The organism is uncultured Maribacter sp. (assembly GCF_963974015.1).
GTDB lineage: Bacteria > Bacteroidota > Bacteroidia > Flavobacteriales > Flavobacteriaceae > Maribacter.
Genome location: NZ_CAXBBZ010000012.1, coordinates 36,035 through 53,161, shown reverse-complemented (window position 1 = coordinate 53,161; position 17,127 = coordinate 36,035). Strand labels below are relative to the sequence as shown.

Here is a 17,127-nt window from a genome sequence, read left to right as displayed (position 1 = left end):
ATAATGTTTAGATGGTGAAATAGGCTTCATTGACTATCTATTATTAAGAATATGACTTTATTTTGGCTTTTTATTGATTTGTATGTTTTTTGTATAGGCTATTATTTCGGAATTGATGATCAGCTAAATTAAATTGCATCAGTCTTGTACCTAAAAAGAAACACAACTTATGTTATTGTATTTAGATACTTGTAAATGATTAACTCAAATAAAATTAATTATGAAAAACTTGAATTACATTTTTGTTGCATTTCTAATGGTATTGTTCAGTTGTGAAGACGATGATGCATTTGGATTTGTAGCATTATCTAATCTTACCGTAAACACAGAAGTTAGTGATGGCGGATCTGGCACTGTAATATTTAAGCCTTCTGCTTCGGGAGCAAAGTCTTATAATTATAATTTTGGAGATGGAACTACTGGAGAATCTCTTACTGGTTTTATTTCTAAAACTTATAGCACAGTTGGAGAAAATATCTTTACCGTTACTATAACTGCAAATGGTTTTGATGGGACAACTATGACGGAAACTGTTGAAGTTTCAGTAAATATCCCTGTAACGAATTCAGACTTGGTAAATTTACTTACAGATGGCACTTCTAAAACATGGTTCTTGGCGGCAGCCCAACCTGGTCATTTAGGATTGGGTCCTGCACGAGAAGGAATAGATGGTGATTGGTGGTATCCTAAATGGTATTCTGCTAAGGCTTTTGAAAAGTGTGGCAGTGATATTTCTGATTGTTTTTGTGATGACGAGCTTACTTTTTCTGTAGATTCTAATGGAGATGTAACGTATATTTTAGATAATATGGGTCAAACATTTTTCAATGTTGGGCATAAGGCTGTAGTTGGTGGAACTTCTGACGAAGATTTTTGTTATGATTATGATACCTCTGGGGAAAAGGCAGTTACTATTTCCTCTGTAGAGGGAAATGTTCCAGAAGCTGAAACTACGGGAATGCAAATGGATTTTTCTGATGGTGGTTTTATGAGCTACTATGTAGGGTCATCTACTTATGAAATCTTATCATTAAGCGAAAACTTATTATATGTTAGAACATATGATACGATGAATCCTGATTTAGCTTGGTATATTAGATTTACTTCAGCTCCTTCATCAGGTGATGGAGATGAGAGTCTACAGACCGTTTATACGAATTTAGTTTGGTCTGATGAGTTTGATGTTAATGGAGCGCCAAATCCTGCTAATTGGACCTATGACCTTGGTGCAGGTGGATGGGGTAATGGCGAAGCTCAAGAGTATACCGATAGTGCCGATAATGTTATCGTGGAAGATGGCTTACTTAAAATAACAGCTCGTGGTTCAGGTGTTGCAGGAGGTGCAATACATTACTATGATGATGTTACTTTAGTGGCAAGTGGTGGTGGCACATCAATTGTCCAGGATTTTGAAGGAACAGCTCCAGTATTTACTGATTTTGGAGGTGCTTCAACTGCAGTAATTAGTAATCCTGATGCATCGGGTGAAAATACGTCGACTAATGTGGGAGAATCGACAAAAAATAATGGAGCAGAAGTTTGGGCTGGTTCTTTTTTCAATGTTGCCGCACCATTAGATTTAACTACATACTCAAGTATGGAAATTAAGACTTGGTCACCTGCGATGGGTGCTGTTGTTAGATTGAAACTTGAGAATCAAGCAAATCCAGATGAATTTTTTGAAGTTGATGCAACTACTTCTGTTGCCGAAGTATGGGAAACCTTGACTTTTGACCTAAGTTCAGCACCTGCATTTACTTATGATAGAGTTGTCTTATTCTTTGATTTTGGGGTTAGTCCGACAGGAAGTGCTGCATATACTTCTGCAAGGATTAAATCCGAAAATTTATTTGAATTCACGTATGGTAGAGTTGAAATTAGAGCCAAACTACCTTCTACAGGTGGCACTTGGCCTGCACTTTGGGCTTTAGGTGCTAACTTTGATGAAGTGGGTTGGCCAGCAACCGGTGAAATAGACATTATGGAACATGTTGGTAACAATAACAATACGGTTAGTAGTGCCTTACATTACCCTGGTAATTTTGGTGGTTCGGCGGTTGTTGGTGCAATTTCGGTACCATCGGCTACCTCAGAGTTTCATAATTATACGGTAGAATGGACGCCCGATAGTATCAAGTTTGTAGTAGATGAAGAACTTATACATAATAGTTTTATCAACTCAGCTAGTACACCTTTTAATAGTGATTTCTTTTTAATTATGAATGTCGCTATGGGTGGTACACTTGGTGGCACTATTGATGGTGAGTTTACTCAAGATACCATGGAAGTTGACTATATAAGAGTCTATCAATAATTAATAGTTTTTAAATATATATTATGGCTATTGTATTCATTTACAATGGCCTTTTTCATTCTGGTTATTTTAGTTATTAGGGGTTGAAAGAGATTTTATTCAAATAGGCCCATTTTCAAAATAATATATAAATGGGTAATTTAAGAGGTAATCTAACATAGATAGTAGATAAAATGCATGTGTTGTTGTTTACTAAGATTATAAACCTTTGCATAATATTAATGCAAAGAATTAAAATCATGAAGAATATAAAATTTTACCCAACGATATGGCAAACGATACCTTTCTCTTTAGATATGGTTGATATCTGGAAAAGAAAGACAAAGAAAAAAATAAAACAGGTTAAATGAAATTAAATGATTTAGTCTTTAACAGAATGATAAAGATTATTTAAGGATATATTTTTTTTCCAAATAAAAAGCCCCTTTTTACAAGGGGCTTTTTTAAAGTATTTTTTTAACAATATGGGCTATGGTTAAAAGATTAAACAATCCCTATTAGGGCTAAAAGAGTTCCAACTGCAACGACTGCTAAAAAAGCATTCATCGCAATAATTAAGACAGATAGATAAGAATCTACCCCCGTTTTAAATGATAAATTATTCATAACATTACCTACTTTAAAGTTATACTACTAAAGCTAGTTGATGTTTGCAACATTTAAATAGACAATGTTGTAAAACCTTACAAACCTGTTGCAAAGTCTTACTTTGTTGATGTTTGGTAATTCTGGTAATGTATTTTATCTATTAAAATGGTAATTTATCGATACTTGTTTAAAATACACTCGATAATTTAAAGACTTTTGATGTTGTCAATTTAAATTATTCAATTAAACCAATCCAATCTGCTATGGCAGCTAGGGGTACTGAAATAAGTATCAGTATCAAGCAACCAATCATTAATTTTAAAAAACCATTGAGCATTTTAACTCCTGTAGAAAGTTGTTGTTCCATAATCATAGTTCTATTGTTCTGTACTCAATATAAGGATATTGGGGTTAAAGTGCTGTGAAATAGAGATGTAAAATCGACTAAAGTATCAAATCAACTTTGTAAAGTAAGATTTACCTATTTAGAACCAATTATCCATGTGTAATTTATATGGACCGGTTAAAGCAAAAAATAAATTCTACGATTGAATTTTTGAATTGATTACATTCATTATTTTGCTTGTAGCTCCTTTTCTTGAGGTTATATAAGAATGGTTTATTTCACCTGTTTTTTCTTTATAATCTACATTTTCAAAGCATAAATTCATTTTCTTTCTAAACTCAGATGCGCTGTTTATAGATAAAACTCCTTTTAGTTGTACCAATTCTTCAGCTTCTGCAAAGCCATCGTATTTTGGACCTATAATAACTGGTATGCCAAATACAGCAGGCTCTAATGTATTGTGTAAACCAGTAGCAAAGCCACCACCTACATAGGCTACATCGGCATAACTATATACTTTTGTCAAAATTCCAATAGTGTCTATGATAATGACTTCATAATTTCTAGGGTCGTTATCGCTAAGTTCCGAATAGCATAAAACAGGTTTATGTATAGCTTGTTTAATATATTCAATATGTTTTGCTTTCATGGTGTGTGGAGCAATAACGAATTGAATTGGATGAGTGTTTTGGTTAATATAATCTATAATGATGTTTTCATCTTCTGACCATGTACTACCAGCTACAAAACACAAATTGTCTTTCTTAAAATGGGTCATAAAATCTAAAGAATTGTTTCTTTCTAGAATTTCGTTTACCCTATCAAAACGAGTATCACCTGCAATAGTCGCATTATTTAATCCAACTGAATTGAGTAAGTCATATGACATTTCATTTTGAACAAAGAAGTGCGTAAACTTGGTTAACGCTTTTCGCATGAATCCGCCATACCATTTAAAGTAAATATGACTTTCTATGAATAAAGCAGATATTAAAAAGGTAGGTATATTCTTTTCTTTTAATGCTGAAAGGTAGTTCGGCCAAATTTCATATTTAATAAAGATTACCAATTCTGGATGAACTGCTTTTAAAAACTGTGAAACATTTTTTCTAGTATCTAATGGTAAATAGCATATTGCATCTGCGGTTTTACTGTTCTTTTTTACTTCATAACCTGATGGAGAAAAAAAGGTGAGCACTAATTTATGATTAGGACGAGTCTTTCTCAATTCTTCCATAATGGGGAGTCCTTGTTCGTATTCCCCTAACGATGCAGCGTGAATCCAAATAACTTTATCCTTTTTTGAGATAGATTTTTTTAATATTGAAAATGTCTCTTTTCTACCATTTATAAAAAGAGATAGTTTGGTGTTTACCAAGGCTAGTGCTCGAAGAATAGTAGAAGCGGTTAAGACAAGAAGATTATAAAGAAAGTACAAACCAATGCTTTTGGGCTAAATTACGTTTCTTTCCATAAAATTAGTGTCGTCTGTTTCGTATTTTTGTATCGCTTCATGTAATTTCAACAGATGAAAAAGATACAAATGGTAGACCTAAGTGGTCAATACCAAGAAATTAAAGATCAAGTCAACTCTGCTATAACTCAAATATTAGAAACATCGGCCTTTATTAATGGTCCTGAAGTACATGCATTTCAGAAGGAGTTAGAAACTTATCTTGGTGTAAAACATGTAATTCCGTGTGCAAATGGTACAGACGCATTGCAAATTGCAATGATGGGATTAGGTTTGAAGCCTGGGGATGAGGTTATTACTGCAGATTTTACTTTTGCCGCAACCGTGGAGGTTATCGCTTTATTGCAATTAACACCAGTTTTGGTAGATGTATACCCTGACACGTTTAATATTAATATAGAAGCTTTAGAAAAAGCAATAACCCCAAAGACGAAAGCAATTGTTCCTGTTCATCTTTTTGGACAATGTGCTAATATGGATGCCATTCTTACTTTAGCTGAAAAGCATAATTTATATGTGATAGAGGATAATGCACAAGCTATTGGTGCTAAATACTTATCTAAAAACGGTAAAAAATCTATGGCGGGAAGCATGGGTCATGTAGGCGCAACTTCCTTTTTTCCTTCTAAAAACTTAGGGTGTTATGGTGACGGCGGTGCTATTTTCACCAATGATGATGAATTGGCACATATCATAAGAGGTATTGTAAATCATGGTATGTATGAAAGATATCATCATGACGTGGTGGGAGTTAATTCTCGATTAGATTCTATACAAGCAGCTGTTCTTAGGGCAAAACTTCCAAAACTGGATGGGTATTGTGAAGCTAGAAGAAATGCAGCGCGGGCATATTCAAAAGCGTTTAAAAATCAAGAACATATCGTTACACCGGTTACCGTAAATAATTGTGATGGTATTTGTGATGTGTGCGATTGTCATGTTTTTCATCAATACACCTTAAAAATAACCAACGGAAAAAGAGATGCGTTGGTGAAATATTTAAACCAGAACGAAATTCCTTGTGGGGTATATTACCCGATTCCCCTACATAAGCAAAAGGCTTATTTGGATGAAAGATATATGGAAGAAGATTTCCCGGTTACTAATCAATTGGTAAAAGAAGTAATCTCGTTACCAATGCATACAGAATTGAATGAGGAACAGATTAACCATATTACAAAGATGGTTATCGAGTTTGTGAATGGTTAGGTAAGTAAGTGCGCTATATTTGGTTAAAGTTGAAATATCATATTAGATGAAAGTATTAGTAACAGGTGGGTTAGGGTTTATTGGTTCACATACAGTGGTCGAACTTCAGAATAAGGGTTTTGATGTCATCATTATAGATGATTGCTCGAATTCTGATGAGAAAGTACTTATTGGTATTGAAGCGATTACCGGTAAAAAACCAATTTTCGAAAAATTGGATTTAAAGGAAAAGCATAAGGTAGAAGATTTTTTTCAAAGACATCAAGACGTTGCAGGTGTTATCCATTTTGCTGCTTCAAAAGCGGTAGGGGAGAGCGTTGAAAAGCCTTTACTTTATTATGAAAATAATATTGGCACACTGGTTTACGTCTTAAAGGAACTTTGCAAAAAGAACAAAGCAAGTTTTATTTTTAGTTCATCATGTACGGTCTATGGTCAGGCAGATAAAATGCCTATTACAGAAGATGCTCCGGTTAAGGTAGCCGAATCTCCTTATGGAAATACAAAGCAAATGGGTGAAGAAATTATTGCGGATACCTGTAAGGTTACACCTAGTTTAAATGCTATTGCATTGCGTTATTTTAACCCGATGGGAGCACATCCAAGCGGAGAGATTGGTGAATTGCCTAAAGGAGTTCCACAAAACTTAGTGCCTTTTATTACCCAAACGGGCATTGGTTTAAGAAAAGAACTTTCTGTATTTGGTGATGACTACCCAACACCAGACGGTACGTGTATTAGAGACTATATATATGTCGTCGACTTGGCTAAAGCACATGTTGTTGCTTTGGAGCGTTTGTTTCAAGGAAAAAATGAAAAAAACTATGAAGTTTTCAATGTTGGTACCGGTACAGGAAGTTCTGTATTGGAAGCCATTCATAGCTTTGAAAAAGTTTCAGGTAGAAAATTAAATTATAAAATTGTTGATAGAAGGCCAGGTGATATTACTTCGGCATATGCTGATACAACTAAAGCGAATACTGTTTTAGGATGGAAAGCTGAATATACTTTAGAAGAGGCCATGAACTACGCATGGATCTGGGAACAGAAAATTCGTGACTGAAATTATTAATCTCAAGGACTTTAATAAGGGGAAATATGGTTATATTTCCCCTTATTACTTTAAACTTTATTTCATGAAAAACTTGAATCTAATAATTTGTTTGTTTGTTACTACCATAATTTCTGCACAAGATATTTATATCCAATGTGGGACGATTTATGATACTAACTCTGGAAAGCTTATTAAGGATAAAACAATAGTGGTTTTTGAGAACAAAATTAAATCTATTGAGAATGGTTTTGTTTTTGGAACAGATGCGGATAGGATAATCAATTTAAAGGATAAAATTGTATTGCCTGGCCTTATCGATATGCATGTTCATATAGAAGGAGAGTATAATGCACAATCCTATATAAAAGAATTTACGGCAAATGAAGCTGATATCGCCTTAGAATCAACGGTTTATGCTAAACGTACATTGATGGCAGGTTTTACTACGGTGCGTGATTTAGGAGGTACGGGTGTGAATATTGCACTTAGAAATGCTATTAATGGAGGTCTGGTAGATGGACCGCGAATTTTTACTGCAGGCAAGGCGCTTGCTACCACAGGTGGGCATGCAGACCCTACCAATGGTAGACGAAATGACCTGATGGGAGATCCAGGTCCAAAGGAAGGAGTGGTAAATTCTGTACCAGATGCAAAAAAAGCGGTGAGACAACGGTATAAAAATGGGGCTGACGTCATTAAAATTACCGCAACAGGTGGAGTTTTAAGTGTTGCTAAAAGTGGTCAAAACCCGCAATTTACACTAGAAGAGATAAAAGCGATTACAGAAACTTCAAAGAATTATGGTTTTACTGTTGCTGCGCATGCCCATGGAGATGAAGGTATGAAAATAGCGGTTATGGGTGGCGTTAATACCATAGAACATGGTACATTAATGAGTGAGGAAACCATGGATCTTATGATTAAAAACCAATGCTATCTGATACCAACCATAAGTGCAGGAAAGCAAGTTGCTGAAAAAGCCCTTATTCCTGGTTTTTTTCCAGATATTGTTGCTAAGAAGGCTTTAGAAATAGGGCCTAAGCATATTGCTACTATGGCAAAAGCTTATAAAAAAGGTGTTCCGATGGGTTTTGGTACTGATGCAGGTGTATTTCCCCATGGTAAAAATGCGATTGAATTTGGGTATTTGTTAGAGGCAGGCATTCCGGTAAAACAATCATTAAAGCAAGCAACAATAATAAATGCAGGTTTATTAGATATGCAAGAAAAATTAGGAGAGATTAAACCGGGGTATATAGCGGATATTATTGCGGTTGAAGAAAATCCTGATCAAAATGTAAAAACATTGGAGAATGTAATTTTTGTAATGAAAGATGGTGCTGTTTATAAGCAATAGAATTTTAAAATCGTTTAGTGTTTTTATATAAAATTAAAGAATGGAGTTAAACGCGATCAATAGTAATGAAGTGTTGACTTTGGCAAATGAAAATACGCTACTTTCAGATTTGAAAAATCAAATAGAGAAAGATTTTGGTCTCGCTAATATTTCATTGAAATTACCGGTGAATTTTGATGCTCAATCTTTTGTATCTGCTATTAGGGAGAAAGTTTATTACTTGATGATGCAGCAATTTCCTGAATACCTTAATCTTCTTTATATAGTTGATATACCTGAAAATCAATTTAAGCAAATTGCAATTACTGATGCTGTTGAGATTGCAGATCAAATGACATATCTCATCTTAAAACGCGAGTACCAAAAAGTGTGGTATAGGAATAAGTATAAGTAAGTAGAATTTGTAATTCAAATCCCACTTACGAAATCTATACCTTAACATAAATACCTTTCTTATCCATAAGGAAACCAATAAACCAGCAAGTCAGCATAATCCATAATGCAAACAGTAGTGACCCAAAGTAGTCACCTCCTGTCGCAATGAAAATATTTTCTGCAATCCAGTTATAGGTGCTGGTGCCTTTCATTGATATCACACCCAACGAAATAACAAACAATTCTGACAACAAGTATATAAATAAAGTGTTTCTACCAAAGATTTCAAAAAAATAGGTCCACTTACCTGGTTTTCTCATGTCCAACAAATATATTAAAGTGGCTATGATGAATACATCAATACCACTAGTCAATAATACGAACGAACTAGACCAAAGTTTTTTATTGAACGGCATAATTAAATCCCAAGCAAAACCAGCCACGACTAATATGGCCGCGACCATTAATAATTTTGCAATAGTTTCAAAGTTTTGACCGTTCTTCTGAATGAATTTCCCTGTTAGATATCCAGCAATTACATTTACGATAGCGGGTAGGGTACTCAGTAATCCTTCAGGGTCAAAAGCAACACCTCCATTACCGTGGTACATGTGGTTTTTCCCAATTAAAAATTCGTCAAGTTTTATAACGGCATTGCCCAATAGTGTTAAGTCGCCAAAGACAACAAGTAGAATATTGTAGGCAATTAATGCTAATATGCTAAAAATAATGACGGTTCTAGATTTAAAATAATGAAGGAGAAGAGATGCAAATAAATAACAAAGTGCTATACGCTGCAATACACCGAATATTCGGGTTTCTGCGATAGGTTTTAGGCTACCGTTCTCAAAAAAAGGAAACCAATACATTAAAAAACCTAAAAGAAAAATAATTGAAAAACGCTTAAAGACTTTTTTAAGGAAAGCACCATCTCCAATGGCTTCATATTTTTTCATGCTAAAGCTCATGGCGTTCCCAACGACAAACAAAAAGGTAGGAAATACTAAATCGGTTAAGGTAAATCCGTTCCATTCGGCATGTTTTAATATCCCGAAACTTGTATCGCCATTTCCAGGTGAATTGACTATTATCATTAGGGCAACATCCATTCCCCTAAAAACATCTAAAGAAAGATACCTATTTTTTAATGTATTCATTTTGGTTGGTTTGATTGGTAGTGAAAGGTAGAATAAAATCTAAAAGAATACACGAACAAACGGCGTCAATGCATTGCCATAAATACTTTTACTATCATTATAGAGTAAATCATACCTTAATCCTAGCGTTACATTTCGTGTGCTATAGCCAAGGCCAACAAAGAAAGCAGGCAGCCAATAATTGTCTTCAATATTGATAGTTTGGGTATATAATGTTCTATTGATGCGTAATTGTTCAAACTCTGTCGAAAGCTGAAGTTGTGGTATGGGATTAAAAAGTGATAGTACGCTTCCGCCGTAGGCTAAAAATTTATCATCATTGAACTTGGCATAATTAAAATTTAAACCTGTGCCTGCCGCTATTTGGTCATTAAATTGGTAAATGGTGCTCGGTGATATCGAGCCATTAAAGCTATTGTTGTTAAAACCTAAGCCTATACCACCGCCAAATCTAACGTTGTTCCAAAAATCGACATTGTTACTTGAATTTTGAGCTAAAGAATAGATGAAATTGAAGGTGGCTAGAAGTATAAAAAGAAATTTTTTTAAGTCCATTTATAGATTTTGTTTTAAAGTTTCATTTTTTTCAATAATACACTACATTCTTCCGTTAGATATTGTAAATGTTGTAAATTTGTACAAATTTATTCTAAAGATACAGAAAGTAATTCATGGATAAATATTCCTTTTTGAATACCGCACATACCTCTTATTTTTCAGAGCTATATGATAAGTATTTAGTGAATCCGGACAGTGTAGAGCCAAGTTGGAGAGCCTTTTTTCAAGGTTTTGACTTTGGTCTAGAGAGTTCGTTAGATGAATTAGATATTGATGAAAATCGAACTACGGCTATAGTTAATGGCAACAAAAGTGAAATGCCAGAATCTCTTCAGAAAGAGTTTCAAGTAATTCGCTTAATTGACGGTTATAGAAGTAGAGGTCATTTGTTCACAGAAACAAATCCTGTTAGAGAGAGAAGACATTACGAGCCTACTTTAGATATTCAAAACTTTGGTTTAGAAGAATCTGATTTAGCAACAGTTTTTAATGCAGGTGATATCATCGGCATTGGGCCAAGTTCGTTAAATGAAATAATTAGACACTTACAGAGTATTTATTGTGATGCCATTGGTGTTGAATATATGTTTATTCGTAAACCTGAAAGGGTCAAATGGATACAAGATTGGATCAATGTTAATGACAATCATCCAAATTTTGATCCAGCCCGAAAAAAACATATTCTTAAAAAATTAAATCATGCGATTTCTTTTGAAACTTTTCTTCACACCAAGTACGTAGGGCAGAAAAGATTTTCTTTGGAAGGGAACGAATCATTAATACCTGCTTTAGATGTAATTGTTGAACGCGCGGCAGAAATGGGCGTGAAGCAGTTCGTTATGGGTATGGCACACCGAGGAAGATTAAATGTGCTTACCAATATATTTGGTAAATCAGCGAAAGATATCTTTAGTGAGTTTGATGGGAAAGATTATGAGCAGGAGATTTTTGATGGTGATGTCAAGTATCATTTAGGGTGGACATCCGATAGAAAATCAGACAACGGCAATAAAATTAAAATGAATATTGCCCCAAATCCGTCACACTTAGAAACTGTAGGTGCAGTTGTTGAAGGTATAGCTAGAGCAAAACAAGATGCTCATTATCAAGACGATTTTTCTAAAGTACTACCAATTGTAGTTCATGGTGATGCTGCAATAGCTGGTCAAGGTTTAGTATATGAATTGGTTCAGATGGCCAATCTTGACGGGTATAAAACAGGCGGTACTATACATATAGTAGTTAATAATCAAATAGGATTTACTACCAACTATTTAGATGCAAGAACATCTACGTATTGTACAGATGTTGCAAAAGTTACTTTGAGTCCTGTACTACATGTGAATGCCGATGATGCAGAGGCGGTAGTTCATGCCTCTCTTTTTGCATTGGAATATAGAATGCGATTTGCAAGTGATGTATTTATCGATTTGTTAGGATACAGAAAATATGGTCATAACGAAGGTGATGAACCTAGATTTACACAGCCAAAATTATATAAAGCTATAGCTAAACATAAAAATCCAAGAGATATTTATGCAGAAAGATTGATGAAAGAGGGTGTGATTGACGACACATATGTAGCTGAACTTGAAAAACAATATAAAGACTCTCTTGAGGAAAAATTAGAAGATTCAAGAAAAGAAGATAAAACAGTAATCACGCCTTTTATGGCTGATGAATGGAAGGGTTTTGAAAATGTGCGTGAATGGGAAATGATGGATGCCGTTGACACCACTTTTGATAAAGATGAATTAACCAAGGTCGCTAAAGTTCTGACAGAATTGCCTAAGGGTAAAAAGTTCTTACGAAAAGTTGAGAAATTGGTTAATGATCGTCATAATATGTATTTCGAATCTGATAATCTAGATTGGGCAATGGGCGAATTATTAGCCTATGGTTCTCTATTGGAAGAAGGTTTTGCAGTGCGTATGTCTGGTCAAGATGTTGAGCGTGGTACTTTTTCTCATCGTCATGCCGTTATGAAGGTTGAAGAAAGTGAAGAAGAGGTTATACTTTTGAACATGCTTTCGGAGAAACAAGCTAAATTCCAAATCTACAACTCACTCTTATCAGAATATGGTGTAGTAGGTTTTGATTATGGGTATGCCATGGCTAGCCCTAATACATTAACTATATGGGAGGCTCAATTTGGCGATTTCAGCAATGGGGCCCAAATCATGATTGACCAATATATTTCTGCTGCTGAAGATAAGTGGAAACTTCAAAACGGATTGGTAATGTTATTGCCTCACGGTTATGAAGGTCAAGGAGCGGAACATTCTTCTGCTAGAATGGAGCGTTATTTACAATTATGCGCTAAGGATAATATGTATATCGCAGATGTAACAACACCTGCGCAGATGTTTCATATTTTAAGAAGGCAAATGAAGGCCAATTTTAGAAAACCTTTAATCATTTTTACACCTAAAAGTTTATTAAGACATCCAAAAGCGGTTTCAAAAATTTCTGAATTAGCTGAAGGTGGTTTTCAAGAGGTTATAGATGATGAATCGGCCGATGTTAAGAAAATTAGAAGCTTAGTTTTCTGTACCGGTAAGTTTTATTATGACTTATTAGTGGTCAAAGAAGAGCAAAATAGAGATGATGTTGCCTTAGTTAGAGTTGAGCAATTATTTCCATTACCTGAAGAGAGAATGAAACAGATAATGGCGAAGTATAATAATGCAGATGACTTTGTTTGGGCTCAAGAAGAACCAAGAAATATGGGAGCATGGAGCCATTTATTAATGCACTTTAGCGATGTTCAGAAATTTAGAGTAGCTTCTCGACGTTTTTATGCTGCCCCTGCTGCAGGGAGTGCGGTTAGGTCTAAAATGCGTCATCAACAAGTAATAGATTATGTCTTTGATAAGTCAAAGGATAATATGTTCAAACCCAAAGATTTAAAATAACATATCAAATTATAGAAAGAATGATTCTAGAAATGAAGGTCCCTTCACCGGGCGAGTCTATCACAGAGGTAGAAATAGCGGAGTGGTTGGTTCAAGATGGGGATTACGTAGAAAAAGATCAGGCAATAGCAGAGGTAGATTCAGATAAGGCTACTTTAGAGTTGCCGGCTGAAGCAAGTGGTATTATCACGTTGAAGGCTGAAGAAGGAGATGCCGTTGCGGTAGGTGCAATTGTATGTTTAATTGATACAAGCGCTGCTAAACCAGAAGGTGATGATAAAGGCGCTGCACCTGCTTCTAAGAGTGAGGAAGTAAAAAAAGAAGTCGTAGCCGAAAAGGCTCAGCAACCAGTTCAGGCTAAAGAAACATATGCATCAGGAGTTCCTTCACCTGCTGCAAAGAAAATTTTAGAAGAAAAGGGTGTCGATAAAAAAACCGTTTCTGGTTCAGGTCGTGATGGTAGAATTACCAAAGAAGATGCTGTGAATGCAGTTCCTTCTATGGGTACTCCTACTGGCGGTAATCGAGGTGAGACAAGGTCAAAATTGTCTATGCTACGAAGAAAAGTTGCAGAACGATTGGTTTCTGCTAAGAATGAGACCGCAATGTTGACCACTTTCAATGAAGTGGATATGAGCGCCATCTTTGAACTTAGGGATAAGTACAAGGAAGATTTTAAAAATAAGCACGGAGTAGGGCTAGGTTTTATGTCTTTTTTCACTAAAGCAGTTGTTAGAGCCTTAGAGATGTACCCAGCTGTTAATTCTATGATAGATGGTAAAGAAATGATTTCTTTTGATTTCTGTGATATTAGTATCGCGGTATCGGGGCCAAAAGGACTTATGGTACCGGTAATTAGAAATGCAGAAAATTTAACTTTTAGAGGTATTGAGGCAGAAGTGAAAAGACTTGCTATTAGAGCGCGTGAAGGCGAAATAACTGTAGATGAAATGACAGGTGGTACCTTTACTATTACTAATGGTGGTGTCTTTGGTTCAATGTTATCAACACCTATTATTAATCCACCACAGAGCGCAATTTTAGGTATGCATAATATTGTGGAGCGACCTATCGCTCGTGATGGCGCAATAGCAATTGCACCTATTATGTATGTGGCGGTTTCTTATGATCACCGTATCATCGATGGTAAAGAGTCAGTAGGTTTCTTAGTGGCTATTAAAGAGGCATTGGAAAGCCCTGAGGCTTTATTGATGGATAATAATGTAAAGAAGGCTTTAGAAATGTAAATTTTCTAAAATATAAATAAACAAAAAGCGCTGAGAATTCTCAGCGCTTTTTGTTTTTCAAATAGAGACATTTGTTGTCGTAGTCAATTATTGCTTTCGATTTTTTTAGAATATCCGCACCAATTATTCCGTCTACTGGTTCGGCGTTATGAGCAATCAATGCTTCATTGACATGTTTGAGGTCGAATAGAACAATTTTAAGATTTTTTAATTGCCATGAGCGTAAGCCTATTATATTTTTTTTTGAGATAAGCGTTTCCATGTTCGTAGCTCCTGCACCAGTAGCCTTTATTTTAGATTCTTGAGATACAAGATTGAAATGTTCGATACGGTCCATGCCAATACATGTGTTGGAAGCACCTGTATCTAAAATGAACCTACCTTTTATAGAGTTTATTTTGGCGTTAATTTCAAAGTGATCTGTAGCTGTTAAAACCAATGGAATATTGACGTAGTTTTTCTTTTTTAAGAATTTTTTGAGGGTACTCATTACTCGTTTTTTTCAAAGATAAGTCTATTTTTGTGGCATGATGATAACCGACACACATACCCATTTATATAGCGAAGCTTTCGATGAGGATAGAAGTAATGTTATTCAAAAAGCTATTGATTTAGGAGTTGGGCGATTTTTTGTGCCAGCCATTGATTCTACATATACGCAACGGATGCTTGATTTGGAAAAAGACTTTCCGAAGCATGTTTTTCTAATGACTGGTTTGCATCCTACACACGTGAAAGAGAATTTTCTAGAAGAGCTTTCTCATGTTAACGAAATGCTCACTACTCATAAGTTTTATGCAATTGGCGAAATCGGAATAGATTTATATTGGGATAAAAAGTATTTGAAAGAACAACAAATTGCCTTTAAATCTCAGATACAACTCGCGAAAAAGAATAAACTCCCTATCGTAATTCACTGCAGAGATGCGTTTGACGAAGTTTTTGAAATTTTGGAAGATGAAAAGGGAGAAAATTTAAGAGGAATTTTTCATTGTTTTACAGGTACGCATGAACAGGCGCTTAAGGCGATATCTTATAACATGAAATTAGGTATTGGGGGCGTTGTGACTTTTAAGAATGGTAAAATCGATAGGTTCTTAAAGGATATCGAGCTAAAGCATATTGTATTGGAAACAGATTCTCCTTATTTGGCACCTACTCCATATAGGGGTAAAAGAAATGAAAGTTCTTATATTGTTAATATCCTCGAGAAATTAGCTGATATTCATCAGATTCCTAATGAACAGGTTGCTTTGATAACAACCGATAATTCAAAAGTGGTATTTGGAATTTAGTAATTATTTAAAAGAGAAAATTTGAGCACAGCTAAGAGTAGTATTTTGTTGATTTACACAGGGGGGACGATCGGAATGATGAAGGATTATACTTCTGGGGCGTTGAAAGCTTTTGATTTCTCGCAGTTATTGAAGAATATACCAGAACTTAATCAGCTAGATTGTACAATATCAAGCTACTCTTTTGAGCATCCTATAGATTCCTCGAACATGAATCCTACCCATTGGATTGCAATAGCAGATATTATTTCAGTAAAGTATAATGAATATGATGGTTTTGTGGTGCTACATGGGAGTGACACAATGAGTTATACCGCTTCTGCTCTTAGTTTTTTGCTAGAGAATTTAGCGAAACCTGTGATATTAACTGGTTCGCAATTGCCAATTGGTGATTTAAGAACCGATGCTAAAGAGAATTTAATTACGGCGATTCAAATAGCAGCATTGAAAAATAAAGGAAAAGCTGTAATTCAAGAAGTGGGACTTTATTTTGAATATAAATTGTATAGAGGAAATAGAACAACTAAAATAAATGCAGAACAATTTCAGGCATTTGCCTCTTTAAATTATCCGCAACTAATTGAATCGGGTGTTCATTTGACAGTATTTAATGAATATTTATTGCCACAAAAGAAGAAATTAGGCTTAAAGTCTCATAGAAATATGGATGATAATGTTGCTATTTTGAAAATTTTTCCAGGAATTAACAAAAATGTTATCGATGCCATATTGGGGGCTAAAAATTTAAAAGCACTTGTTTTGGAAACATACGGTTCAGGAAATGCACCAATGGAAGAATGGTTTTTGGAGCGATTAAATAATGCTATAGCAAATGGTATTCATATAATTAATGTTACACAATGTTCTGGCGGTGCAGTTATGATGGGTCATTATGAGACAAGTTCAGGATTAAAGAAAATGCAAGTTATTAACGGTAAGGATATTACGACCGAAGCAGCAATAACAAAGGCAATGTATCTATTAGGTTGTGGTGTCTCACATGACTTATTTAAAACAGTTTTCGAGACTTCTTTGCGTGGCGAAATGCTTTAAAATTAACACTGGTTTAATTTCTTTAACTAATTTTTTTTTTGTTATTTGCCCACCCTTAATAAGGGTCATTTAGAGAGGTGGCCGAGTGGTCGAAGGCGCACGCCTGGAAAGTGTGTATACCCCAAAAGGGTATCGAGGGTTCGAATCCCTTCCTCTCTGCAAGTAAGTTTTACTTTTTTTATATT

14 protein-coding genes and 1 tRNA gene are annotated in these 17,127 nt (G+C 35.0%); 10 read left to right on the top strand and 5 right to left on the bottom strand.

Translation table 11 applies throughout. The annotated features are described in order from the left end of the window. The first annotated feature begins 220 nt into the window (after positions 1-220). Entirely contained in the window at positions 221-2,314 is a 2,094-nt protein-coding gene (locus tag AACZ41_RS13965; protein ID WP_339629143.1) for a glycoside hydrolase family 16 protein, read from the top strand. Between the two features lie 823 nt (positions 2,315-3,137). Here AACZ41_RS13965 and AACZ41_RS13960 read toward each other — a convergent pair. Further along, the gene (locus AACZ41_RS13960; RefSeq protein ID WP_339629142.1) at positions 3,138-3,269 is read right to left on the bottom strand and encodes a hypothetical protein; all 132 of its coding nucleotides are present in this window, start codon (positions 3,267-3,269) and stop codon (positions 3,138-3,140) included. 175 nt (positions 3,270-3,444) lie between these two features. Continuing rightward, a complete protein-coding gene (locus AACZ41_RS13955) occupies positions 3,445-4,686 on the bottom strand; it encodes a glycosyltransferase N-terminal domain-containing protein (RefSeq protein ID WP_339629140.1) in 1,242 nt (413 codons plus the stop codon). A gap of 90 nt (positions 4,687-4,776) precedes the next feature. Here AACZ41_RS13955 and AACZ41_RS13950 point away from each other — a divergent pair, with 90 nt between their 5' ends. The 4 genes from AACZ41_RS13950 (at position 4,777) to AACZ41_RS13935 (ending at position 8,736) form a co-directional block, all read left to right on the top strand. Further along, on the top strand, positions 4,777-5,931 hold the full coding sequence (locus AACZ41_RS13950) for a DegT/DnrJ/EryC1/StrS family aminotransferase (protein WP_339629139.1): 1,155 nt from the start codon (positions 4,777-4,779) through the stop codon (positions 5,929-5,931). 46 nt (positions 5,932-5,977) lie between these two features. After that, positions 5,978-6,994, top strand: a complete 1,017-nt coding sequence (galE, locus tag AACZ41_RS13945) for a UDP-glucose 4-epimerase GalE (protein ID WP_339629137.1) — start codon at positions 5,978-5,980, stop codon at positions 6,992-6,994. Positions 6,995-7,067: 73 nt separating this feature from the next. Then, positions 7,068-8,342, top strand: a complete 1,275-nt coding sequence (locus AACZ41_RS13940; protein ID WP_339629136.1) for an amidohydrolase family protein — start codon at positions 7,068-7,070, stop codon at positions 8,340-8,342. A gap of 40 nt (positions 8,343-8,382) precedes the next feature. After that, a complete protein-coding gene (locus AACZ41_RS13935; RefSeq protein WP_339629135.1) occupies positions 8,383-8,736 on the top strand; it encodes a hypothetical protein in 354 nt (117 codons plus the stop codon). Between the two features lie 34 nt (positions 8,737-8,770). Here the strand turns inward: AACZ41_RS13935 and AACZ41_RS13930 are convergent, their stop codons facing one another. Further along, complete coding sequence (locus AACZ41_RS13930) at positions 8,771-9,874, bottom strand: heparan-alpha-glucosaminide N-acetyltransferase domain-containing protein (protein ID WP_339629134.1); 1,104 nt, start codon at positions 9,872-9,874, stop codon at positions 8,771-8,773. 39 nt (positions 9,875-9,913) lie between these two features. Beyond that, positions 9,914-10,429 carry an alpha-ketoglutarate decarboxylase gene (locus tag AACZ41_RS13925; protein ID WP_339629133.1) on the bottom strand — a complete coding sequence of 172 codons (516 nt, stop codon included), beginning with the start codon at positions 10,427-10,429 and terminating at the stop codon, positions 9,914-9,916. Positions 10,430-10,545: 116 nt separating this feature from the next. Between AACZ41_RS13925 and AACZ41_RS13920 the strand changes: the two genes are divergently transcribed. Together AACZ41_RS13920 and odhB are read left to right on the top strand one after the other, a co-directional pair. Then, positions 10,546-13,347 carry a 2-oxoglutarate dehydrogenase E1 component gene (locus tag AACZ41_RS13920; RefSeq protein WP_339629132.1) on the top strand — a complete coding sequence of 934 codons (2,802 nt, stop codon included), beginning with the start codon at positions 10,546-10,548 and terminating at the stop codon, positions 13,345-13,347. A gap of 20 nt (positions 13,348-13,367) precedes the next feature. Beyond that, positions 13,368-14,594, top strand: a complete 1,227-nt coding sequence (gene odhB / locus AACZ41_RS13915; protein WP_339629131.1) for a 2-oxoglutarate dehydrogenase complex dihydrolipoyllysine-residue succinyltransferase — start codon at positions 13,368-13,370, stop codon at positions 14,592-14,594. 40 nt (positions 14,595-14,634) lie between these two features. On the opposite strand, the gene AACZ41_RS13910 is transcribed toward odhB, so the two are convergent. Next, positions 14,635-15,084: a retropepsin-like aspartic protease gene (locus tag AACZ41_RS13910; RefSeq protein ID WP_339629130.1), complete on the bottom strand. Its 450-nt coding sequence runs from the start codon at positions 15,082-15,084 to the stop codon at positions 14,635-14,637. Positions 15,085-15,121: 37 nt separating this feature from the next. On the opposite strand from AACZ41_RS13910, the gene AACZ41_RS13905 reads away from it, so the two are divergent. From AACZ41_RS13905 to AACZ41_RS13895, 3 genes are all read left to right on the top strand, one after another. Next, a complete protein-coding gene (locus AACZ41_RS13905) occupies positions 15,122-15,889 on the top strand; it encodes a TatD family hydrolase (protein ID WP_339629129.1) in 768 nt (255 codons plus the stop codon). Between the two features lie 21 nt (positions 15,890-15,910). After that, positions 15,911-16,942: an asparaginase gene (locus AACZ41_RS13900; protein ID WP_339629128.1), complete on the top strand. Its 1,032-nt coding sequence runs from the start codon at positions 15,911-15,913 to the stop codon at positions 16,940-16,942. 71 nt (positions 16,943-17,013) lie between these two features. Then, positions 17,014-17,101 (top strand) — tRNA-Ser (locus AACZ41_RS13895). The last annotated feature ends 26 nt before the right edge of the window (positions 17,102-17,127 follow it).

Bases quoted from the DNA above. Each gene is read 5' to 3' on its own strand.
- galE (WP_339629137.1), top strand. From the start codon at position 5,978: ATGAAAGTATTAGTAACAGGTGGGTTAGGGTTTATTGGTTCACATACA.
- odhB (WP_339629131.1), top strand. From the start codon at position 13,368: ATGATTCTAGAAATGAAGGTCCCTTCACCGGGCGAGTCTATCACAGAG.
- AACZ41_RS13940 (WP_339629136.1), top strand. From the start codon at position 7,068: ATGAAAAACTTGAATCTAATAATTTGTTTGTTTGTTACTACCATAATT.
- AACZ41_RS13905 (WP_339629129.1), top strand. From the start codon at position 15,122: ATGATGATAACCGACACACATACCCATTTATATAGCGAAGCTTTCGAT.
- AACZ41_RS13960 (WP_339629142.1), bottom strand. From the start codon at position 3,269: ATGGAACAACAACTTTCTACAGGAGTTAAAATGCTCAATGGTTTTTTA.
- AACZ41_RS13925 (WP_339629133.1), bottom strand. From the start codon at position 10,429: ATGGACTTAAAAAAATTTCTTTTTATACTTCTAGCCACCTTCAATTTC.
- AACZ41_RS13920 (WP_339629132.1), top strand. From the start codon at position 10,546: ATGGATAAATATTCCTTTTTGAATACCGCACATACCTCTTATTTTTCA.
- AACZ41_RS13910 (WP_339629130.1), bottom strand. From the start codon at position 15,084: ATGAGTACCCTCAAAAAATTCTTAAAAAAGAAAAACTACGTCAATATT.
- AACZ41_RS13965 (WP_339629143.1), top strand. From the start codon at position 221: ATGAAAAACTTGAATTACATTTTTGTTGCATTTCTAATGGTATTGTTC.
- AACZ41_RS13935 (WP_339629135.1), top strand. From the start codon at position 8,383: ATGGAGTTAAACGCGATCAATAGTAATGAAGTGTTGACTTTGGCAAAT.
- AACZ41_RS13930 (WP_339629134.1), bottom strand. From the start codon at position 9,874: ATGAATACATTAAAAAATAGGTATCTTTCTTTAGATGTTTTTAGGGGA.
- AACZ41_RS13950 (WP_339629139.1), top strand. From the start codon at position 4,777: ATGAAAAAGATACAAATGGTAGACCTAAGTGGTCAATACCAAGAAATT.